A 22,481-nucleotide genomic window follows, 5' to 3' on the forward strand; every position below is an offset into this window, starting at 1 on the left:
TATCTTCCCGAGTATAGTCCTGATTATAACTTAATTGAATTGGTTTGGCATTCAGCAAAAGAATATATTGCCAATCGAGTTTTCAAATCAATTGAAGAATTAGAATGTTTGTTAAATCATCTTTTAAATGAAGGAGGGTTAATTATAAAATGGGTACGAAAAATAAAAAACAAAGGCAATGCTGTTATCACAGTTTAAATGCGCAACAGCTTATGTGGATTACTAAAATTATATTAGTGGGATAGGTTCATTACAGCGAGTTTACGAATCAGCTCTGAGGTGCTTTTGAATAAAATAACCACCTCAAGCAGCGTGAGCCTTGGCCTTGGCCATAGGCCAAGCTTTCGGCAAAGCCGACGCTTCGCGAACGCGAATGGCTGACGGCTGAATGCTTACATATTTAGTTTATATTTTTTAGGTTAATTATTTATTATTAACAAAGCTTAATAACTATTATTTTTTCGTTGAAAGTTGTCATTTTTGTGAATGATCGCAAGCATCTCAAAGCTAGTGATAGAACTGCTTTGCAATTCCTGGAGATGTCTACAGGGTAATTCTAGATTTTTGGTATTATTGTTTACTTTTTGAATGTAAATTTTGATACAAATTTAGATGCGTTTACCTTGAATAACCCTCGACGTTTTTTTTTCGGTGCTTTCATAATGTTTTTCTATACTATTAAAAATATTCATAATATTTTTTGATAAGATAATCTTGTTATTTTTGGCTGGCTCTGTGATACCATGAAAAATGGATATAGCAATTCTCATATTCATGAGGACAAAGCTTATCATTTTCAGGCAAGAGGCAAAAGGCAAAAGCCAATATTTAAGGGGGTTGTACGGGGATAATCCTGAAATTGCGCTGTACATCATAATCACGATAAACGCTATAAATAAGCAAAGTGTATAAACTCCCCTTAACACTCTTCCTTACTTAAAAAGGTTAGTCCAGAGATGTGACAAGCACTTTTAACATCTCTTATAGATAGATAAATCAGGATAAATAGATGAGTAATTCAACAGAACTACCCATTTCTGATGTCGTGGTTCCCCAGACAGAAACAGAAAAGCAGCTTGCTGAAATATGGAAAGACGTTCTCAGTGTTGAGACAATCAGTATAGAAGATCGCTTTATGGATATCGGGGGGAACTCAATAAATTTGGTTGAAGTGGTTAATCAGGTAACAGAAAAGATGGGGGTTAGCATCAAAGCTCGGTGGTTTTTTGATAAGCACAAATCAACAATTGCTGAACTGAGTAAAGAAATTGATGCGGTCAGAGAGCAAACACATTAGCAGTTAACTTTATCGGTGAGTAAAAAAGTAGATGAAAACTAGGGCAAAAGCTGAACTCAGTTATTATCTTTCTGTGGAAGAAAAACAATTCTTTCGAGACAATGGCTATATTGGACCTTTTACTCTATTTCAACCTGAAGAGATCCTGGAGTTGTGGAACGAAATCAGGATGGATCTTTTGGACAGGGAAACGGCACCTTTCCCTAACAGTAAAATGAACTATGACCGTCATCTGGATATCCAGGCTTTGAGTGATATTATCTCTCACCCAAAAATTGCTCACCGTGTTAGCAGTCTTTTGGGCTCAAATGTACTATGTTGGAGAACGGCTTGGTTTCCCAAATATCCTGGTGATGAAGGAACAGACTGGCATCAAGCAGAAAGCTTCGTCGAGTTTGAGGGCAAGTCAAAGCTGGTTCCTACTGAGTCTCACGATGGACCTTGGGAACTGACTGCTTGGGTTGCATTTAGTGAAGCCACCCGAGAAAATGGCTGTATGAAAGTAATGCCCGGTACTCACAATACCTGGTACTTTGACGAGCATCGTAACATTGAGTTTGAGCCAGACAAGATCAACCAAAAACTCACTGGGGGTAAAAAGACTGGGGTCTATGGCTATGACTACTATAAACTGAAACTAGATCCTAACTGGGAGCCTGATGAATCCCAAGCGGTACACCTGGAAATGGAACCGGGTCAATTTATTCTGTTTACGTCTAGATGTATGCATGGCTCAGAACCAAATACCTCTGGCTCATCGATACGTTACGGCTGGTCAACACGCTTCGTTCCCACAGACGTGAGAGTATATCCAGATTGGGAATCTTTTCAGCACTTTGGAGAAGTATTTCCTTTAGAACGGTATGCAACTGTTCTGGTAGCAGGGGAAGATACTTACAAACACAACAAAATTAGACGACCTTTGGGACAGTAACCTGAGTAGATTTGTTGCAGAAGTATTTGACCACTTCAAGAGAAACAAGGGAGATAAGAATGAAAACTATCACTGCTGAACCCAGATACTATCTTTCTGTGGAAGAAAAACAATTCTTTCAGGAAAATGGCTATATTGGACCTTTTACTCTCTTCCCACCAGAAGAGATGCTTGAGTTATGGTATGGTATCAAGATGGATCTGTTGGACAAGGAAACGGCTCCTTTCCCAAACAACAAAATGAACTATGATCGCCATCTTGATATCAAGGCTCTCAATGATATCATCTCTCACCCAAAAGTTGTTGATCGTGTTAGTAGTATTTTGGGTCCAAATGTACTGTGCTGGCGAACAGAGTGGTTTCCCAAATATCCGGGTGATGAAGGTACAGACTGGCATCAAGCAGAAAGCTTCGTAGAATTTGAGGGAGAGTCGAAGCTGGTTCCTACTGAGTCTCACGATGGACCTTGGGAACTGACTGCTTGGGTAACCTTCAGTGAAGCCACTCGAAAAAATGGTTGTATGAAAGTCATGCCTGGTACTCACACTACCTGGTACTTTGACGAACATCGGAACATTAAGTTTGAGCCAGATAATATCAACCAAAAACTCACCAAAGGCCAAAAATCAGGTTTCTATGGCTATGACTACGATAAACTGAAACTCGATCCAAATTGGGAACCAGATGAATCCCAAGCGGTACACTTGGAGATGGAACCGGGTCAATTTTTCCTGTTTACCTCTCGCTGTATGCATGGTTCTGAACCAAATACCTCTGAATCATCGATACGTTACGGTTGGTCAACACGCTTTGTATCAACAGATGTGAGAGTATATCCAGATTGGGATTCTTTTGAGCACTTTGGGGAAAAGTTTATGCTGGATCGCTATTCAACTGTTCTAGTGGCTGGGGAAGATACTTACAAACACAACAAAGTGAGACAACCTCTGTAGAGAATTTGTCAAGTATTCTCGGCAAACCGGGTTTCCCATGAGGAGGACAAGGAAATATCAGTATTTCCTCAAAAGAACCCCGGTTTCTTGACTGGCTCTCTAAGAAAGGAACCTCCTAGCATACCTTCATGGCAACATATTAGTTATAAGCCAATGCAAACAGATGATTCATCCTGGTTAATTTTTGATGAAACCCCAAAATGTGAGGCATCCAAGATGCGTTTATTTTGCTTTCATTATGCAGGTGCAGGGGGTTCTATTTTCCAGGATTGGTCGAGAGCGCTCCCTGATGAAGTTGAGTTAGTCGCAATTCAGTTACCAGGCAGGGAAAAGCGTTGTTATGAACCGTTAATGTCCAATATTGAGGACATTAATCTTGTACTAGCTCAAGAGTTGTCGCCGTTTCTGTCCAAACCCTTTGCTTTTATGGGTCATAGCATGGGTGCATTGATTGCTTTCGACTTGATTAGGCTATTACGTCAACAAGAACTCGGACAACCCCAATTTCTAATGGTTTCAGGGTTTGATGCTCCCCAGCTAAGACCAAAAGAATCCTCAAATATGCACCAGTTGCCTGATGATGAATTTGCTCAAGCAATTCGCGATTATAACGGGATACCTCAAGTGATTGCTCAAAATGAGGAATTGTTTGAGTTGCTGCTTCCACGCCTCCGATCGGACATCAAACTGGGAGAAACTTATATTTATAAAGATGAAGAGCCACTGGACTGCCGGATCATTGCTTTATATAGTACAGAAGATTCATTTGTTAGTAAGAGCGGTATGTATAGTTGGCAAGAACAAACTAAGGGGGAGTTTGAACTATATACTTTCCCTGGAGACCATTTCTTCCTGCACAGTGCAGAAGAGTTAGTGCTTAACACTATCTGCACAGAATTACAGCGATATATTAAGGCTAATGATAATTGTTCGACGAAAGTAGCATTGCAAAAATCATAGCTTACTAACCATCATATAAAAGGATGAAATCACCATGGGTAAAAACATTGCTAATCTTGTGACAAGACATAGTAAAAAATCTCCTCATAAATGTGCAATAACAGATGGACAAACTGAATTATCCTATGGTGTCTGGGAGGCAGCTAGTAACCGCTTTGCACGAAAGTTAATCGAGATGGGTTGTCAAAAAGGCGATCGCGTAGTGGTACTAGCCAGTAAGCAGACTATACTCATGGTTGGTATACTGGGCATATTTAAGGCAGGCTGCATCCATGTGCCCCTAGATGGTAAGATGCCTGTCAATCGTCTTAATAAAATCATTACAGAAATTATTCCTAGTGTGATATTGACAGACCAAGAATTATTGCATTTGGTCAGCGAAAATGTTCCGCAGGAAGTGAAAATAGTTCTAATCGAGCAATTACACCCTCTAATCACCGACAGCACAGTAGAGGAAAAAGATAGATTGCCACAAATTGAAAGTGAAGATATTGCTTATTGCATTTATACATCGGGCTCAACTGGAGATCCTAAAGGAGTATTGATTAAGCATGGCAGTGTCATAGATTTTTTTGAGGGAACTCGAGAGTTTTATGATGTAGATGAAGATTCACGTTGTGTCAGTTTCTCACCTTTTCATTTTGATGCATCAGTAATAGATATACTATTTCCCCTTTACCAAGGAGCCTGGCTATATTTATATAGTGATGTTGTCTTACATGAGTTGCTGTTTGAGGTAATCAAAAATAACTCAGTAACTCATTTTGCTGCTTTCGGTTCAATGTTAGGCTTGATTGCGCAAACAAAAGAGTTCGACGATGTTATCCTTAAAGATCTCAAAACAATTCTAACTGGTGCAGATGTTCCCGATATCAAAGTGATCCAAAAATGGTTGGGAAAGGGTGAGAACATAAAAATTATCAATGGCTACGGACCGACTGAGGGAACTTGTGCTTGTGCAGCCTATATCATCCGCGATCGAGATCCAAATCGTCGCGAGCTATATCCTATTGGCAAACCGTTGAAAAATGCTAAGCTATATCTAGTAGATCAGCAGAATCAGGAGATCTACGATCCAGAAATACCAGGAGAACTCTTGATCGGTGGCACTCAGGTCATGGCGGGCTATTGGAACCGGGAGCAGCAAAGTAAAGAAAGACTTGTTGAATTCAAGGGGACAACTTGCTACAAAACAGGCGATATTTGTAAGTACCTAGCAGATGGTAACCTCTTCTTCGTCGGACGGAATGATAATGAAGTAAATGTTGGTGGGTATAGAGTTCACCTCAACGGAATAAAGCAAGTCATTAATAGATTCCATTGGGTGGAAAATTCAGAGGTAGTGACGCTAGAATCTAAGTATGGAGAAAAAATGTTGGCTGCGGCTCTGATGTTGGCAAATGAGACATCAAAAGATAGTGCATTGAAACAAATAAAAGAGCATTTAAACCAAGAATTACCACAGTATATGGTGCCGAGGCAGATTGTCGTTATGGAAAAATTTCCTCAGCTATCCTCTGGAAAAACCGATCGAAAAACACTATCGTCTATCTTAGAGAGGGATTTGCTGGCAAGTAAAGTGCATTAATATATTTATGATCATCGAGGTAGAATTGTAATTGATTGCTGAAAAGTGGCACTAAACGCATGAAGGATAATCCTATGGGTATACATCAAAAAAACTATGATGAGGTAAATCATAAACTTTCCACCAGCTTTGGTGGTTCATTAAATATCCCATCAAATTCTCCAACACTTCTATGCGATCTGTTACCGCGAGCAGCTTTAACGAATAAAGGAATTACATATATTCAGGCGGATGGCTCAGAACAATACCAATCCTATCAAGACTTACTATTAGATGCCAAAAGGATATTGGCAGGGTTAAGACAATGGGATCTTAAACCACAAGATAAGGTGATATTGCAATTGGAAGAAGGACATGATTTTATTCCAGCCTTTTGGGGTTGTCTATTAGGTGGATTTATTCCTGTACCTCTATCTATCGCCCCTACTTACCAGCAATTAAATAATGTAACTAAAAAGTTACACAATGCATGGCAGATGCTAGAGCATCCGCTGATATTAACCAACCGAGAGCTTGCTCCTGAGATTCGGTCTCTATCAACTCATCTAAATTTGAGGGATTTTCAGACAGGTGTCATTGAAGATCTAAGGAAGCAAGATCCAACTCAAGAAATTTACCGAGGGCAACCAGATGAATTGGCTTTGCTTTTGTTAACCTCTGGCAGTACTGGACTCCCAAAAGGAGTCATGTTGAGCCATAGAAATATTTTGAGTGAGTCTGCAGGCACGATCCAGATGAATCACTTCGATTCTGAGGCGGTAACCTTGAATTGGATGCCCCTAGATCACGTGGGGGGGATTATTATGCTGAACGTTATGGCCGTAGAACTAGGCTGCCAACAAGTTCATGCACCAACTAAATATATTTTGCAAAACCCACTCCATTGGTTAGCTTTGATTGAACGACATCAAGCAACAATCTCTTGGGGACCAAACTTTGCATATTCCCTCATTAATGACTTGGTTCAAGATGCTGAAGCAGGGTCATGGGATTTGTCATCGATCAGTTTCTTAGTGAATGGAGGAGAACAAATTTCGCCTAAAGTCGCTCGTAGATTTTTGAAATTAATGAAGCGACAAGGATTAGCAGAAACGGTATTACGTCCAGCTTTTGGCATGTCAGAAACCTCTGGAGGCATTACTTGGTCCGATCAATTTTCACTCAGTAATACTTCAGATGACATGCCCTTTGTTGGTTTGGGTCTTCCTATTCCTGGTGCTTGTCTGCGAATTGTTAATGATGATAATGAAATTGTTCATGAAGGTGCGATCGGTAAGCTCCAAGTTAAAGGGGCATCAGTCACTAGTGGTTACTATCAAAACCCTGAGATAAATCAAGCTGCATTTACTGCGGATGGCTGGTTTAGGACGGGGGATTTAGGCTATCTAGAGAATGGATATCTTGTTTTAACAGGGCGAGATAAGGACGTAATTTTGATCAATGGAGTTAATTACCCTGCCCATGAAATTGAAGCAGTAGTGGAAGAAGTGGATGGAGTTGAAATTTCCTTCACAGCTGCCTGCGCTATACAAGGTAAAACGAATTCGTCTTCATCAGATCAACTTGCGATTTTCTTTAGTGCGGTTGAAGCAAATATTGAGACCAATCCAGAAGTTCTCAAAGGACTAATAAAAAAAATTAGAGGTGCTGTCGTTCAAAATATAGGAATTAATCCCGATTATCTCCTACCGGTTGGTAAGGAATCTATTCCTAAAACAGCAATTGGAAAAATTCAACGTCAAAAGTTAAAGCAGCAATTTGAAGCAGGAGAATTTGATCCTTTAATCGAGACAGTAGGACAGTCTCTAAGAATTATGGGATCTCAGGAAACAGCCTTAGCCTTACCTCAAACTGAGGTAGAACAGGTAATTGTCAATATTTGGCAAGATGTCCTCGGTTTAGATAAAATTGGCTTGCAAGAGAACTTCTTTGAATTAGGTGGTCATTCCCTTTTACTGTTAACGCTACAAAGTCAGTTGCAAGAATCTTTTGGCAAAGAATTGTCAATTGCAGAGATGTTTAGTCATCCCACTATCGAGGCGTTGGCTCAATATTTCACCCAGACGCAACCTGAAGATTCAGCAGCCCAACAGGGGTATGCACGGGCACAGATTCGCCAAGAAGTTCGTAAAGCGGACTCAACAGAGATTGCGGTGATTGGCATGGCAGGTCGATTCCCTGGCGCAGATAATCTCGATCAATTCTGGCAGAACTTACAGAATGGAACGGAGTCCATTACCTTTTTCTCAGATTCAGAACTATTAGCTTCTGGCATTGATCCGAAGCTTTTAAGTAATCCTAATTATGTGAGAGCAAGTCCAATTCTTTCTGATGTGGAATATTTTGATGCTCACTTCTTTGGCTATACTAACCGAGAAGCTGAATTTATGGATCCCCAGCAACGATTATTGATGGAATGTGCCTGGGAAAGCTTGGAAGATGCAGGGTATGATCCTCTGACTTATTCAGGCTCTATTGGTTTGTATGCGGGAGCAATGTTAAGTACTTATTTCATTCATAATCTTCTGCCCAACCGTGACACTTTTGATGAACATGATGATTTACGAGTACTCACTCCCGACTCTATGGGCGGCCTGCAGGTGGTACTTGCTAATGATAAAGATTATCTGACAACACGCATCTCCCATAAATTGAACCTGACTGGACCGAGTGTCAATATTCAAACGGCTTGCTCAACTTCACTCGTTACAGTTCACACAGCAGTCCAGAGCTTGCTTAATGGAGAATGTGACTTGGCTCTTGCGGGAGGTGTTTCAGTGCAGGTGCCCCAACGAGTTGGACATCTCCACCAAGAAGGGCTCATAGCATCTCCCGATGGCCACTGTCGAGCCTTTGATGCCCAAGCAGAAGGAACTATTTTTGGCAATGGCGTTGGCTTGGTTGCCTTGAAGCGCCTGGAGGAAGCTCTCCAAGATGGAGATCATATCTATGCGGTTATTAAGGGATCTGCCATTAATAACGATGGGAGCAACAAAGTTGCGTATACCGCACCCAATGGGGAGGGACAGACTACAGTGGTGGCCGAGGCAATTGCAACTGCCAATATCAATCCCGAGACGATTACCTATGTGGAAGCTCACGGCACAGGAACTTTGCTCGGAGACCCGATCGAATTGGGTGCTCTGAGCCAAGCATTTCAGGCTAAAACTCAGCGCAAACAGTTTTGTGCCCTTGGGTCTGTCAAAACCAATGTGGGGCACTTACAAATCACCTCCGGCATTGTGGGCTTGATTAAGACAGTCCTTGCTCTTTACCACAAACAAATCCCCCCTAGTCTTCATTTCCAAACACCGAATCCCAAAATTGACTTTGCCAATAGTCCGTTTTTTGTGAATACAATGCTCTCTGAGTGGGAGAGGAATGGTCATCCTCGACGGGCCGGTGTTAACTCCTTAGGGTTTGGAGGAACAAATGCCCATGTGATTTTGGAGGAAGCACCAGAAAATGCCCAACCAAAAACCAGAAACGAAGATGGAGCCAAGCTTGAGGACCGATCGCATCATCTTCTCACCCTTTCAGCCAAAACAGCTCCTGCACTGCAAGCGTTAGTCAAGCGCTATCAACGCTATCTGAGTGACAATACTGAAGTGGAGCTTGGAGATATTTGTTATACGGCTTGTGTGGGAAGAGCACACTTTGAACATCGGTTAGCGATAGTAAGTGATTCGATTCCTGATCTACGTTGCAAACTGGCAAATGTGTTGGATGATAATGCTGAGTTGAGCCCTGAGCAAACTCAGGAACTTGCTCAAGGGCAGACTAAAGCATCAGTTCGAGCCCAAATTGCTTTCTTGTTCACTGGTCAAGGGTCGCAATATCTGAACATGGGGCGGCAACTGTATCAAACTCAGTCTGTGTTTCGGGATGCGATTGACCAATGTGACCAGATTTTACAGTCCGAGCTTGAGGTTTCTTTGATTGATCTTCTATATCCGCAAACAGCGGATGAGCAGAATGCTGCTCGGCTGAATAACACAGCCTATACCCAACCGGCTTTGTTTGCGATCGAATATGCCTTAGCTCAATTGTGGCAATCCTGGGGGATTCAGCCAGCGGTGGTAATGGGGCATAGCGTAGGTGAGTATGTGGCAGCGACGATTGCTGGGGTCTTTGATTTAGAAACCGGACTAAAACTGATTGCTGCTCGGGGCCGGTTGATGCAGCAGCTACCTGCCGGAGGAGCGATGGTATCAGTGATGGCCTCTGAAGAGAGAGTGCGATCGCTAATTTCCCCCCATACCGAGAAGATATCTATTGCAGCTATTAATGGACCTGAAAGTGTGGTGATCTCAGGTGTTGCTGAGGTCTTGGGTGCGATCTCTAACCAGCTTGAATCAGCAGGGGTAAAGACCAAGTCACTCCAAGTTTCCCATGCATTTCATTCTCCTCTGATGGAGCCAATATTGGCAGAGTTTACCACGGTAGCTGAACAACTCACTTATCATTCTCCTCGCATTCCCTTGATCTCAAATGTGACGGGGGTAAAAGCAGACGAACAAATCGCCACTGCTCAGTACTGGGTCAATCACATTCGTCAACCAGTTCGATTTGCCCACAGTATGGAAGCATTATCTGAATTTGGGTATGACTGCTTTCTAGAAATTGGTCCCAAACCCATTTTGTTGGGTATGGGACGTCAATGCCTCCCAGAAGGGACGGGGGTGTGGTTACCTTCTCTGCGTCCGACGGTAGACGATGAGCAGCAGATGCTCTCTAGTTTAGGAAAGCTATATGTACAGGGTGTTCGGGTTAATTGGTCTAGTTTGAACCAAGAATATAGCTATCAGAAGGTGACATTACCCACATATCCATTTGAACGCAAAAAATACTGGATTGAAAAATATGAAACGAATGAGCAAAAATTCACATCAGCGACTTCTAAAAATCAGAAAAATAATTTTATTAGATTGCTCAATCAAGGAAATGTTTTAGATTTAATTCAATATTTAAAAAAAACATTGGATTTATCGCGAGAGGAAGAAGTGAAATTACTGTCGAAATTTGCGCAGTTAATTATAAATCTTTATCATCAAGAGAATGAACTCTTGACTAATAAAGATCGTAAAGAGAAGGATTTAATGAATCAGATGCTACAGATGGATAGTGAAAATTTAAATAAGCTCTTGTCAGAAGCAGAAAAATTTTCGCAAAATTCATAGCAAAATTAACCAAAAAACTGAATTAATTAGGAAACAATCAAAATGTCTGACGATCTAGAAAACATGAATAATCTTCAAGAACGATTGTCAAAACTTTCTCCTGAACAACGTCAATTTTTTGAAAAGAAGATTGCCGAAAACAAACCACATCAGCAACTATCAGGTCAGGAATTCATTGCTGAAAAAGGGTCAACTGAAGAAAGGTTAAGCCGCTATTATCGAGCGCTAGATCATAGCAATACCGCGAAAGATTATGCGAGATTTGCACCCTTTTCTGAGGTTGTGCCTGACTTTTCTTGGCTGGAAGTTATCCTCAATCCCGATCAGCACCCGGAGCAGACTAGCTTAAGTCTACAAGCGCAAGCCGAAATGAAGGCTGTATTATTTAGGGGCATCGACTTCTCATCGATTAAAAAAGTTATGGATATTGGTTGTGGATACTCCCATGATTTAATTGATTTGGCAACCAACCATGTCCATCTCCAGCTAGATGGCTATAACATTTCTCCAGAGCAAGTCAAAGCAGGTGAGCAAAAAATCCAAGGTTTGGGCTATTCTGACCGTATTTACCTTTACAACCGTGATAGTGCTAAACAGCCATTGCCTGATACCTATGACTTAATCTTCAGCTGTCAGGTCATTCATCATATCAAGCGCAAGGAAGATGTATTCTTAAATATAAGTCAACATCTCAACGATAGCGGTTTTTTCGTAGCAGCGGAAATTATTTCCAATTTGCCCTTGACGCCCATTGACGATGCCAAATCGACTGCTTATTATGTTACCCGATCAAAATGGGCACAGTTGCTGGCTCGAAATAATTTAAAAGTGGTTGAGGGAGTAGATGCTAGCCTTGGAATTGCCAATTATCTGTACGATCCAAATTTTACCGATAACTTAGCTCGTCTATGTCAAGGTTATGATGAGAACGCTAAAGATCATTTTGTTGGTCCCCATGAACTTGGAGAGTTACTGCGCAAAAAATTGGCTGTTTATCTATTAATTACAGTCCAGAAAGATAGCTTTACTGAAAAGGAGACAATTTTACGACTAAATCAAGAAAAACTTCAGAACTTAACCCCCTACTCGAAAATTATTGAGAACAGTCCTAATGGTAAACCCCTGTTGTTACCTCAGTTTTTCAGAGAAGGATCGACGACTTTTTCTCAGGGTACTAGAGAAGATTTTCGGCAACAATTTCTGTCACAGGATCTATCCGATGCTCAGGTTGGCTTAGCGTTTTATCTCAAAACTGTTGTTGCTGCTATTTTAAAGGAGACACAAGCTGAAATCAATGAAGAGACATCACTTACTGTGATGGGTGTTGATTCTCTCATGGTCTTGGAATTGCGAAATCGAGTTCAAGCTGACTTGGGTGTTGACATCTCTGTTGCGGATTTGATGGGAGATATAAATATTAGTCGTCTGGCAATCAAGGTGAGTGAACTACTACATCGGAATGCTCAAGGTGCTCAAGATCTAGAGAGTAAGATGGATGGCGACAATTTACAAGAGATAGCGCTTCAGGACAAAAAAATGAGGGAAGGTAGGTTATGAACTTATCAGAGTTTTTACAAGAGCTTGTCATCAGCGGCTGGCAATTTTGGGCTGAAGAGGGGCAAGTCTGTTTCCAGGCTCCAGATGCTGACTCAACAGATCAAGTGTTAGCCCAGCTCAAGCAACACAAACGAGACATTCTCACAATTTTGCAGGAGCACCCAGAAGTTCTCCAGGTTTACCCTCTTGGTTACGGTCAACAGGGCATCTGGTTTCTGTGGCAACTCTTCCCAGACAACCCTAATTACAATGTTTCATTTGCCACTCGCATATATTCCCAAGTCAATGTTACGACTTGGCAACAGACGTTTGAGGCGTTAAGGAAGCGCCATCCATTGCTGTGTAGCACTTTCCCTAAATGTGGGGAGACCCCGATTCGACAGCATTCCGAGCAACTCGACTTTGTGCAGATTGACGCATCTACTTGGGATGAGAATGAATTGCAGACCCAAGTTGTGGCAGCGCATCGGCATCCCTTTGATCTACAAACCGATCCTGTGATGCGGGTTAGATGGTTCACGAGATCAGAACAAGAGCATATTTTGTTGCTTACCATCCATCACATTGCTTGGGATGGTTCATCTGCCAATATAATTGTCAAGGAACTCTCAGAACTCTATCAAGCCCACTGTGCAGGTGTTGCCGTTGATCTGCCGTCCCTGCAGCATACCTACCAGGATTATGTTAAGTGGCAACAGCAATTAGTGGAGGGCTCAAAAGGAGAAAGCCTGTGGACCTACTGGCAACAGCAACTGGCAGGGGAGTTACCGGTGTTAAATTTGCCAACTGACCGGCCACATCCTCCAATTCAAACTAATAATGGTGCGGTTTACCGGTTCCAGTTACCTGAGCATTTGGTAACACAGGTCAAAGCTCTGAGTCAAGCAGAAGGGGCAACCCTTTACATGACGCTCTTAGCTGCATTTCAAGTATTACTGCATCGTTATACAGGGCAAGAAGATATTCTGGTGGGTTCTCCAACCTCTGGTCGAACCAGACCGGAGTTTACCTCAGTGGTGGGTTATTTTGTTGACTCGATGGTAATGCGAGCTAAGGTGTCAGGGAGCCTCAGTTTTCGAGAGTTTTTGACCCAAGTTCGTCAGACGGTTATTGATGCATTAGCCCACCAGGATTATCCCTTTTCTTTGTTAGTTGAAAAATTGCAACCGGAGCGCGATCTCAGCCGTTCCCCCATTTTCCAAGTCTTCTTTGGACTCCATAATTTCCTACAGTCCGAAACGCAACAGCTGTTCCTGGGTGAAACAAAGACCTTGGTTCATTGGGGTGGAATGGAAGTTGAAACATTTCTATTCGATCAATATGAAAGCCTAGAAGACCTGGTGCTGGAAATTATCGAAATTAACTCACAACTGTCTGGGTTCTTCAAGTACAACACTGACCTATTTGATGAGCAGACTATTGCCCAGATGGCTAGTCATTTACAAACGTTGTTAGCAGGGATTGTCACGCATCCTGAACAAAGGTTAGAGTCATTGCCTTTGTTAACCCAGGCAGAGCAGCATCAGTTATTAGTTGAATGGAATCAGACCACTACTCATTATCCGACAGACAAATGTATTCATCAGTTGTTTGAAGAACAAGTGGAGCAGACACCGGATGCTATTGCGGTGGTTTTTAAGGAAGAGAAACTCAGCTACCAAGAGTTGAATATCCGTGCAAATCAATTAGCTCGGTATCTACAAAGTTTAGGCGTAAGTCCAGAGGTATTGGTGGGCGTTTGTGTAGAGCGTTCATTAGAAATGATAGTGGGATTGTTGGGGATTCTCAAAGCAGGAGGAGTTTATGTACCTTTAGATCCCAAGTATCCCCAAGAACGTCTAGACTATATGTTTCGCGACTCCCAAATGTCGGTGTTGCTAACTCAACAACAGTTACTAACTTTGTTGCCTCAATACGAAGCAAAGGTAGTTTGCTTAGATCGAGATTGGCAAAAAATTGTTACTGAAAATCCTAAAAATGTTACCAGTGAAGTTACGGCAGAAAATTTAGCCTATGTGATCTACACTTCAGGTTCCACAGGCAAACCCAAAGGAGTAATGGTAGCCCATATTGGACTACATAACCTACTTAAAGTTCAGATTCAAGCCTTTAAAGTCAGCTCAAATAGTCGAGTGCTTCAGTTCGCATCTTTAAGCTTCGATGCCTCGATCTGGGAAATAGTTATGGCTTTAGGTTCCGGTGCCAGTCTGTATCTGGAAAGCCGAGAAAATTTGTTGCCAGGAGCTAGTTTGAGTAAGTGGCTCAATGAGAAAAAAATCACCCACCTTACCCTGCCTCCGTCAGCTCTAGCAGTGATGCAAAAAGAGGAATTACCATCCCTCCAGACTATAGTCGTAGCAGGAGAAGCCTGTCCAGCAGAGGTAATATCCCAATGGTCACAGGGGCGACAATTTGTCAATGCCTACGGACCAACAGAATCAACAGTCTGTGCCACGATGGCAGAATGTTCACCAGAGTACTCAGTGCTGCCCATTGGTCACCCCATAGCTAATACCCAAATCTACCTTCTAGACAACAATTTACAACCAGTTCCGATCGGCATTCCTGCTGAAATGTATATCGGTGGTATCGGTTTGGCTCGTGGCTACCTCAACCGTCCCGACTTAACCACTCAGAAGTTTATCCCCAACCCTTTCAGTAACAAAGCAGAACAGAGGCTTTATAAAACAGGGGATTTAGCACGTTATTTACCAGATGGCAACATCGAATTCTTGGGTAGGATCGACCATCAAGTAAAAATACGAGGATTCCGCATTGAAACTGCCGAAATTGAAGCGGTACTAAATCAAAATCCCACGGTAAAACAAACAGTAGTAGTAGCCAGAGAAGACAAACCAGGAGACAAACATCTATGTGCCTATATAGTGGCTCAAATGGAAACGGCAACCAACTCCAACCCAGAACTATCAGAGACTCACCTCAACAGTTGGCAAGAAATATTCAACCAACAAATATACTCTCAACTAAGTGAAGTCACAGACCCACTGTTCAACACTACTGGTTACTTAAGCAACTACGACAAGCAACCCATACCCGAAGCACAAATGCGAGACTGGGCGGAGGATATAGTAACTCAAGTCTTAGCCAACAAACCCAATTCAGTGTGGGAAGTAGGTTGTGGCACAGGAATGCTGCTATTTAAAATAGCCCCCCACACACGGGCTTATTACGGCACCGATATCTCAGAAGTGTCGTTGAAGTATATCCAAACACAAATAGCACAGCAACCGGACAAATATGCTCATGTCACCTTAGCTCAGAAAGCAGCAGAAGAGATGGCAGACATTGCCGATAACAGCTTTGATGTAGTGCTTCTAAGCTCCATAGTCCAGTATTTCCCAAGTGTAGAGTATCTGTTGCAAGTAATCTCTAATAGTATCCGGGTAGTCAAACCAGGAGGAATGATTTTCCTAGGGGATATCCGCTCTTTGCCACTAATGAGGGCATTTCACACTTCGGTGCAACTGCACAAAGCTCCCCCATCACTCTCTGTGCAACAACTAAAGCAAGGCATATACAGGCTTATGCAACAGGAGACAGAGTTGTTGGTCTCACCAGAGTTGTTTGTCGCCCTCAAAGACACCTATCCAGAAATCACTCATGTACAGATCCGTTTACAGAGGGGAAGCGAACACAACGAGCTGAATAAATACCGTTACAGTGTGCTACTGCACATACAGGCTAAACCTACATCAGTAATCGTTGCACCAGTAGAGAATGGTGTGGGTATGTCAATGGAAGACATTGAAGTATATCTGGGACAACAGCAACCAGAATCAATCTGCTTTAGTAGTTTGACTAATGGTCGGGTGGCAACAGATATGGCTGCGGTAGAGTTGCTCTCACAAGTAGAGTCAAAACTGAATGTGCAGCAGTTGAGACAACAGTTACGGCAGAAGCTAGTCAATGGTATCGAACCAGAACAGCTACATCAACTGAGCGCCTCTTTGGGGTATGAACTAGAGTTGTGTTGGTCACATAAGACGGAAGGATGTTTTGATGCAGTATTTGTGCGAAGCTCCTTAGCCCCAGAAGCGATGGTATTAACACCACTAACTCAACAATCAGTGGTAGGGGGGAACTGGCATCGTTATGGCAATAATCCCTTGGCTTCTGTAACAGGCAAACAACTAATACCGCAGTGGAGGAAGTATCTGGAGGAGCGGTTGCCGGAGTATATGGTGCCGAGTAGGTACGTGATTTTGCCACAACTGCCATTGACACCCAATGGCAAGGTAAACCGCAAGGCATTGCCTGCACCCGATAATACCAGTAGTAGGTCAACCGAGTTCGTGGCTCCTGAGACTAGCACAGAGAAAGCCTTAGCTGCAATTTGGGCAGAGGTGTTGAGTATCCAACAGGTGGGTATACATGACAACTTTTTTGAATCGGGTGGACATTCCTTGCTGGCTACCCAAGTTGTGTCTCGGATCAGACAAGCTCTTGGAAAGGAACTGACTTTACAGCGTTTATTGGAATCCCCCACCATTGCCGAATTAGACTCAGCCTTAGTCCAATTACCTAGGGTTGAAGATTCACCAAAGCAAAAGCCTGATGGTCTTTTACCCACAATTGTGCCTGCGCCAAGCCAGCGCTATCAACCCTTTCCCCTCACCGAGATTCAACAAGCTTATTGGCTCGGCCGCAATTCGCACTTTGACTTGGGTAATATTACCACGCATGGTTATCTGGAACTGGACTGTGAGAATTTAGCTTTAGACCGGTTAAGTCAGGCTTGGCAGCAAGTAATAGACCATCATGACATGCTGCGAATGGTGATTCTACCCAATGGTGAACAGCAAGTCCTTGAACAGGTTTACCCCTATCAGATTGAAGTTTTAGACTTGCGCGGTCAACCAGAACAAATCGTCTCAACCGAACTAGAAACCATTCGTTATCGCCTGTCCCACGAGATGTTCCCCGCTGGAGAGTGGCCACTATTTAAGATTCGTGTGACTCGCCTAGCGGATCAGCGTTACCGCTTACACTGGAGCTTTGATGCCCTAATTGCTGATGCCTGGAGCATGATCATTGTTTGGCAACAATGGCTGCAGCTATACCAGAACCCAGACAGTTTCCTACCAAAATTAGACCTCACATTTCGGGACTATGTGTTAGCAGAACTGAGTCTCAAAGACACGCCCCAATATCGACGCTCTCAACAGTATTGGTGGAATCGCTTAGAGACACTCCCCCCTGCACCAGAACTTCCCTTGGTCAAGCAAACTGCCACACTAGAGCAACCTGAATTTAATTGTTATCGGGCTGAACTGTCTGCCCCAGATTGGCAGCAATTGCAAGCCAGGGCAAAACAAGCCAGTTTGACACCGTCAGGGGTCTTGTTAGCCGCGTTTGCCGATTTCCTAGCCTATTGGAGCAAAAGTCCCAAATTCACGATCAATCTCACCCTCTTTAACCGGCTACCTTTGCATCCCCAAGTCAATGATTTAGTGGGAGACTTCACTTCCCTGACACTCTTAGAGGTCAATCAAAAAAACGCAGCTCCCTTTGCTCAGCGTGCTCAACGTCTCCAGGGACAACTTTGGCAAGACCTAGACCACCGCTATGTTGGGGGCGTTGAGGTGCAACGAGAACTTCGCCGTCAGCGCGGTAGTTATCAACCCATGGGGGTTGTATTTACCAGTACGCTGGCGCTGAATACGTCGGCAGAGAAGGGATTGCCGTCCAATGAATGGCACGCTTGGCCATTCGACCAATTGGGAGAAACTGTTTATATGGTCTCTAAAACCCCTCAAGTGTGGCTAGACAATTCTGTTGCTGAACAAAATGGTGCCTTACTCCTAATCTGGAATGTAGTCGAAGACCTCTTCCCAGAGGGGTTCCTCAATGACATGTTCACAAGCTACTACCATTGGTTGCAACAGCTCGCAACCTCCGATGTGGCTTGGGCGCAGACTTGCCCTCAACTACTGCCCCTCTCTCAACTTACCCAACGCCTCCAAGTTAATGAAACCTATGCCCCTGTTTCTGAAGAGACCCTCCATAATTTGTTTGTGAAGCAAGTTCAGCAGCGACCAGAGGCGATCGCCCTCATCACCCCGCAACGCACCCTCACCTACCATGAACTCTACACCGAAGCTCAGGCGCTCGGCCAGCAAGTTCAGCAATTGGGAGCCACCCCCAACACCCTAGTAGCCGTGCTCATGGAAAAAGGCTGGGAGCAAATCGTTGCTGTCTTAGGCATTTTGATGGCTGGTGCAGCCTATCTCCCCATTGATGCCGCCCTGCCCCAGGAGCGTCAATGGTCTTTGCTGGAGCAAGGAGAAGTCAAACTGGTCGTGACACAAGCTGCCCTAAACGCTAGCTTAGGATTGCCAGACCACCTGCACTGCCTGGTGGTTGCTTCCCAACCACAGGAGATCATAGACACTCCCCTGGAGGCAAACGTTAGCAGCAGCGATTTAGCCTATGTGATCTTTACCTCCGGTTCTACAGGAACACCCAAAGGGGTGATGATCGATCACCGAGGAGCCGTTAACACCATCCAAGATATTAACCAACGGTTTGACGTTCAGCCCACTGACCGAATGCTGGCGGTCTCTGCCCTCAACTTTGACCTGTCTGTCTACGATATCTTTGGCCTCCTGGCAGCGGGGGGCACCCTAGTCATGCCCACTCCAGAGGCAGCCAAAGACCCAGTCCATTGGGTTGAGTTAATGACGACCCATCAAGTCACCCTCTGGAACACTGTCCCAGCCCTGATGCAGATGCTAGTGGAATATCTGTCTGAGCACCCAGACCAAGTAACTGAGGACCTCCGACTTGCCCTGTTGAGTGGTGATTGGATTCCACTCAATTTACCGACCCAAATCCAATCATTATGGCCCCAAGGACAGGTGGTCAGTCTGGGGGGAGCCACAGAGGCTTCAATTTGGTCTGTGTACTATCCCATCACTACCGTAGAGCCGGAATGGAAGAGCATTCCCTACGGCAAACCTCTAGTGAATCAAAGCCTACATGTGCTCAATCACAATCTGGACCCTTGTCCTAATTGGGTTCCAGGTCAGCTCTACATTGGTGGGATTGGTCTGGCCCAGGGCTATTGGCGGGATGAGCAAAAAACGAATGCCAGCTTTATCCTGCATCCCCAGACTGGAGAGCGCTTGTATAAAACGGGTGATTTGGCCCGCTACTTACCCGACGGCAACAGTGAATTTTTGGGTCGGGAGGATTTCCAAGTCAAAATCAGTGGTTATCGAATTGAACTCGGTGAGATTGAGGCAACCCTGCTGGGGCATGCTACAGTTAAGGAAACCGTTGTGGCTGCTGTGGGTGAACTACAGAGTAAGCAGTTGGTCGCCTATGTGGTCTTTCACTCAGAATCATCATCTGACTCTGCCACAGAAGACGTCCACGATGACATGCGCATCGACGAACTGCGTCACTACTTGCAGCAGCAGTTGCCAGAGTATATGGTCCCGCCGAGTTACATGGTCCTCGATGCCCTGCCCCTAACGGCAAATGGTAAGGTCGATCGCAAACGATTGCCCACCCCTGAATTAATCAGCGATCATTACTCCCCTGATACCTACATTCCCCCACGCAATCACCAAGAGCTGCAACTGGTGAAGCTATGGGAGGAGATTTTAGAGGTTCAACCCATTGGGGTGGGCAGTCATTTCTTTGACTTGGGGGGGCACTCCCTGTTGGCCGTGCGCTTAATGAATCGCATCGAGCAGGACTTTGGGCGCTCGCTGCCCTTGGCGACTCTATTTCAGGCCCCAACCATTGAGCAACTGGCCGTGATCTTGCAGCAGGAGCAGGGGGTGCCCACCCTATCTCCCCTGGTTCCCATTCAGACTCAGGGCAACCAACCGCCCATCTTCTGTGTCCACCCTGCTGGTGGGACGGTCTTTTGCTACCTGGAGCTGTCCCAACTGCTCGGTGCAAACCAGCCCTTCTATGGATTGCAATCCCTGGGGCAACAGGAAGGACAAGCTCCACTGACAACGGTGGAAGAGATGGCCAACGTCTACCTCGCTGCCATCCGCGAAGTCCAACCCCAAGGTCCTTACCTACTCATGGGTTGGTCTTTTGGTGGGATGGTTGCCTTGCAGATGGCCCACGATTTGCTCTCCCAAGGTGAGCAGGTTGCATTTCTGGGCCTGTTGGATACCTATGCACCGGCCCACATGCCTGATGAGCAAGTCTTATCAGAAGATGTGGAAGTGCTGCTTGAGCTCTTTGGCGGACCTCTCTCCCTCGATTGGGAAGTACTCCGAGATTTGCCCTCGGAGCAACAATCTGCCTTGATTTGGGAGCAAGCTCACCAGGCGAACCTAGTACCACCAGATTTGGGGGCAGCTCAGATTGAGCGTCTTCTCCAGTTGATGAAGCTCAATCACAAGGCCATGCGCAGTTACTCTCCCCCTGACTATCCAGATGTGATCACACTGCTGCACGCTGAAGCTGGTTCAGTGGCAGTATCCTCAACGGAAGTGACAACAGATCCTACATTGGGTTGGCAAGCGATCTCGCCCTCAAAGGTGGAGGTCCATACCATTCCTGGTTATCACGAATATATGGTATATCAGCCCACAGTCGTCATTGTGGCTGAGACCATCAAAGCCGATATTGAAAAAGGGCTCAATACCGATGTTGAGACTTCATCTAAATGACAATCTTTTGTTTGTACATGAATTAAAAAAGGGTAACGATATCTCATGCTGAAAAACTTTGACATTATTGATGCCGACAGCCACGTCTTAGAGCCCGACGATCTCTGGGAAAAATACTTAGACCCTCAGTTTAAAGACTTAGCACCTAAAGACAATCAATTTGAGGGAAAATCCATCATGTACAAGACGCCAGATGTCGTAGTGGCAGAAGGTCGGCGTTTATTTGAAGAGAACCCCGATCGCTATAAAGGGGGCTATAATCCCCAAGCCCGCGTTGAGCTAATGGAAAAAATGGGGTCTGACGTGACCTTTTTGTACCCAACAATCGGGTTGTTTATGTGGGCGATTGACACCATGGACTCGAAACTGGCTGACGCTCTGGTCCGAGCCTATAATAATTGGCTACAGGACTTTTGCAGTCATGACCCCCAAAAGTTAAGGGGGGTGGGTGCCATTAGCCAACATGACCCCGAAGACATGGTACCAGAGTTGCAGCGAATTGCAGAGTTTGGTTGGCGAGCGGTCTTTATCCGTCCCAATCCAGTCAAGGGAAAACTGTTAAGTGATCCAGCCTACGAACCGTTTTGGAGTGAGTGCGAACGTCTCAACATCGCCGTCACGATTCATGAAGGAACCCATAGCCGCCTCCCTACCGCCGGGGCGGATCGGTTTCATTCTCGTTTTGCGCTTCATACCTGCTCCCATCCCCTGGAGATGATGATGGGGCTATTGGCCATGATTGAGGGAGGGGTTTTAGAGCGTCATCCTCAATTGAGGGTAGGTTTGTTTGAAGCTGGGTGTGGTTGGCTGCCCTACTGGCTATGGCGAATGGATGAGAAATATGAAAATCTCGTCTATGAAGTCAAGGATAATGTCAAGATGAAGCCCTCTGAATATTTCCACCGTCAGTGCTTCATTGGTGTCGAAACATCAGAACCCTATATACCCGAGTTAATCCAGTACATCGGAGCAGATAAATTATTGTTTGGGTCTGATTTCCCTCACATGGATCATCCGAACTTTATCGAAAGTGTCGATGAGGCACTGGCACTGAAAGAGCGTCTCCCTGAGGAGACAATTCACAAAATTCTCCATGACAATCCCTTGAATTACTACGGGCTAACATAGCGGCGTTGCTGAATCAAGTAATGGATAGGAGTAGAGTGGGCATCCTGCCCGCTCGAAAATAAGCATGAAACTGGCAAAATGCCAGTTCCAGGCAAGATGCCCATTCTACAGGTGCGACCCAAGGGTGAGTAAATCGCCCTTGGAGGCGCGCACCTACTCTTAAAATCATTATATTATTCAGCAACGCCGGATTTTTTCCCTATTCCCTATTCCCTACTCCCTAT

The 22,481-nt window shown here is 44.4% G+C and carries 11 protein-coding genes; 10 read left to right on the forward strand and 1 reads right to left on the reverse strand.

Annotated elements, in window-relative coordinates:
• From F6K64_RS23090 to F6K64_RS23135, 10 genes are all read left to right on the forward strand, one after another.
• Positions 1–198, forward strand: a 198-nt coding sequence (locus tag F6K64_RS23090) for a transposase (protein WP_287265468.1), incomplete at its 5' end; no start/stop codon positions are given.
• Positions 199–1,009: 811 nt separating this feature from the next.
• Positions 1,010–1,297, forward strand: coding sequence for a phosphopantetheine-binding protein (locus tag F6K64_RS23095; protein ID WP_008178628.1), 288 nt, complete (start codon positions 1,010–1,012; stop codon positions 1,295–1,297).
• A 31-nt stretch (positions 1,298–1,328) separates the two neighbouring features.
• Positions 1,329–2,231, forward strand: a complete 903-nt coding sequence (locus tag F6K64_RS23100) for a chlorinating enzyme (RefSeq protein ID WP_008178626.1) — start codon at positions 1,329–1,331, stop codon at positions 2,229–2,231.
• A 59-nt stretch (positions 2,232–2,290) separates the two neighbouring features.
• Positions 2,291–3,184, forward strand: a complete 894-nt coding sequence (locus F6K64_RS23105) for a chlorinating enzyme (protein ID WP_008178624.1) — start codon at positions 2,291–2,293, stop codon at positions 3,182–3,184.
• A gap of 153 nt (positions 3,185–3,337) precedes the next feature.
• The gene (locus tag F6K64_RS23110) at positions 3,338–4,144 is read left to right on the forward strand and encodes a thioesterase II family protein (RefSeq protein WP_008178622.1); all 807 of its coding nucleotides are present in this window, start codon (positions 3,338–3,340) and stop codon (positions 4,142–4,144) included.
• A gap of 34 nt (positions 4,145–4,178) precedes the next feature.
• Complete coding sequence (locus F6K64_RS23115) at positions 4,179–5,732, forward strand: amino acid adenylation domain-containing protein (RefSeq protein WP_008178620.1); 1,554 nt, start codon at positions 4,179–4,181, stop codon at positions 5,730–5,732.
• Between the two features lie 74 nt (positions 5,733–5,806).
• Positions 5,807–10,912: a type I polyketide synthase gene (locus F6K64_RS23120; protein ID WP_202799138.1), complete on the forward strand. Its 5,106-nt coding sequence runs from the start codon at positions 5,807–5,809 to the stop codon at positions 10,910–10,912.
• Positions 10,913–10,954: 42 nt separating this feature from the next.
• The gene (locus tag F6K64_RS23125) at positions 10,955–12,469 is read left to right on the forward strand and encodes a methyltransferase (protein WP_008178616.1); all 1,515 of its coding nucleotides are present in this window, start codon (positions 10,955–10,957) and stop codon (positions 12,467–12,469) included.
• On the forward strand, positions 12,466–21,129 hold the full coding sequence (locus tag F6K64_RS23130; protein WP_008178615.1) for a non-ribosomal peptide synthetase: 8,664 nt from the start codon (positions 12,466–12,468) through the stop codon (positions 21,127–21,129). Before F6K64_RS23125 ends, F6K64_RS23130 begins: the two co-directional genes overlap by 4 nt.
• A gap of 45 nt (positions 21,130–21,174) precedes the next feature.
• On the forward strand, positions 21,175–22,257 hold the full coding sequence (locus F6K64_RS23135; RefSeq protein WP_008178614.1) for an amidohydrolase family protein: 1,083 nt from the start codon (positions 21,175–21,177) through the stop codon (positions 22,255–22,257).
• A 13-nt stretch (positions 22,258–22,270) separates the two neighbouring features.
• Here the strand turns inward: F6K64_RS23135 and F6K64_RS23140 are convergent, their stop codons facing one another.
• Positions 22,271–22,426 (reverse strand): hypothetical protein, encoded by a 156-nt coding sequence (locus F6K64_RS23140; protein ID WP_154659654.1) that lies wholly within the window; start codon positions 22,424–22,426, stop codon positions 22,271–22,273.
• Between the last annotated feature and the right edge of the window lie 55 nt (positions 22,427–22,481).

It is taken from the genome of Moorena sp. SIO3A2 (assembly GCF_010672265.1).
Taxonomy (GTDB): domain Bacteria; phylum Cyanobacteriota; class Cyanobacteriia; order Cyanobacteriales; family Coleofasciculaceae; genus Moorena; species Moorena producens.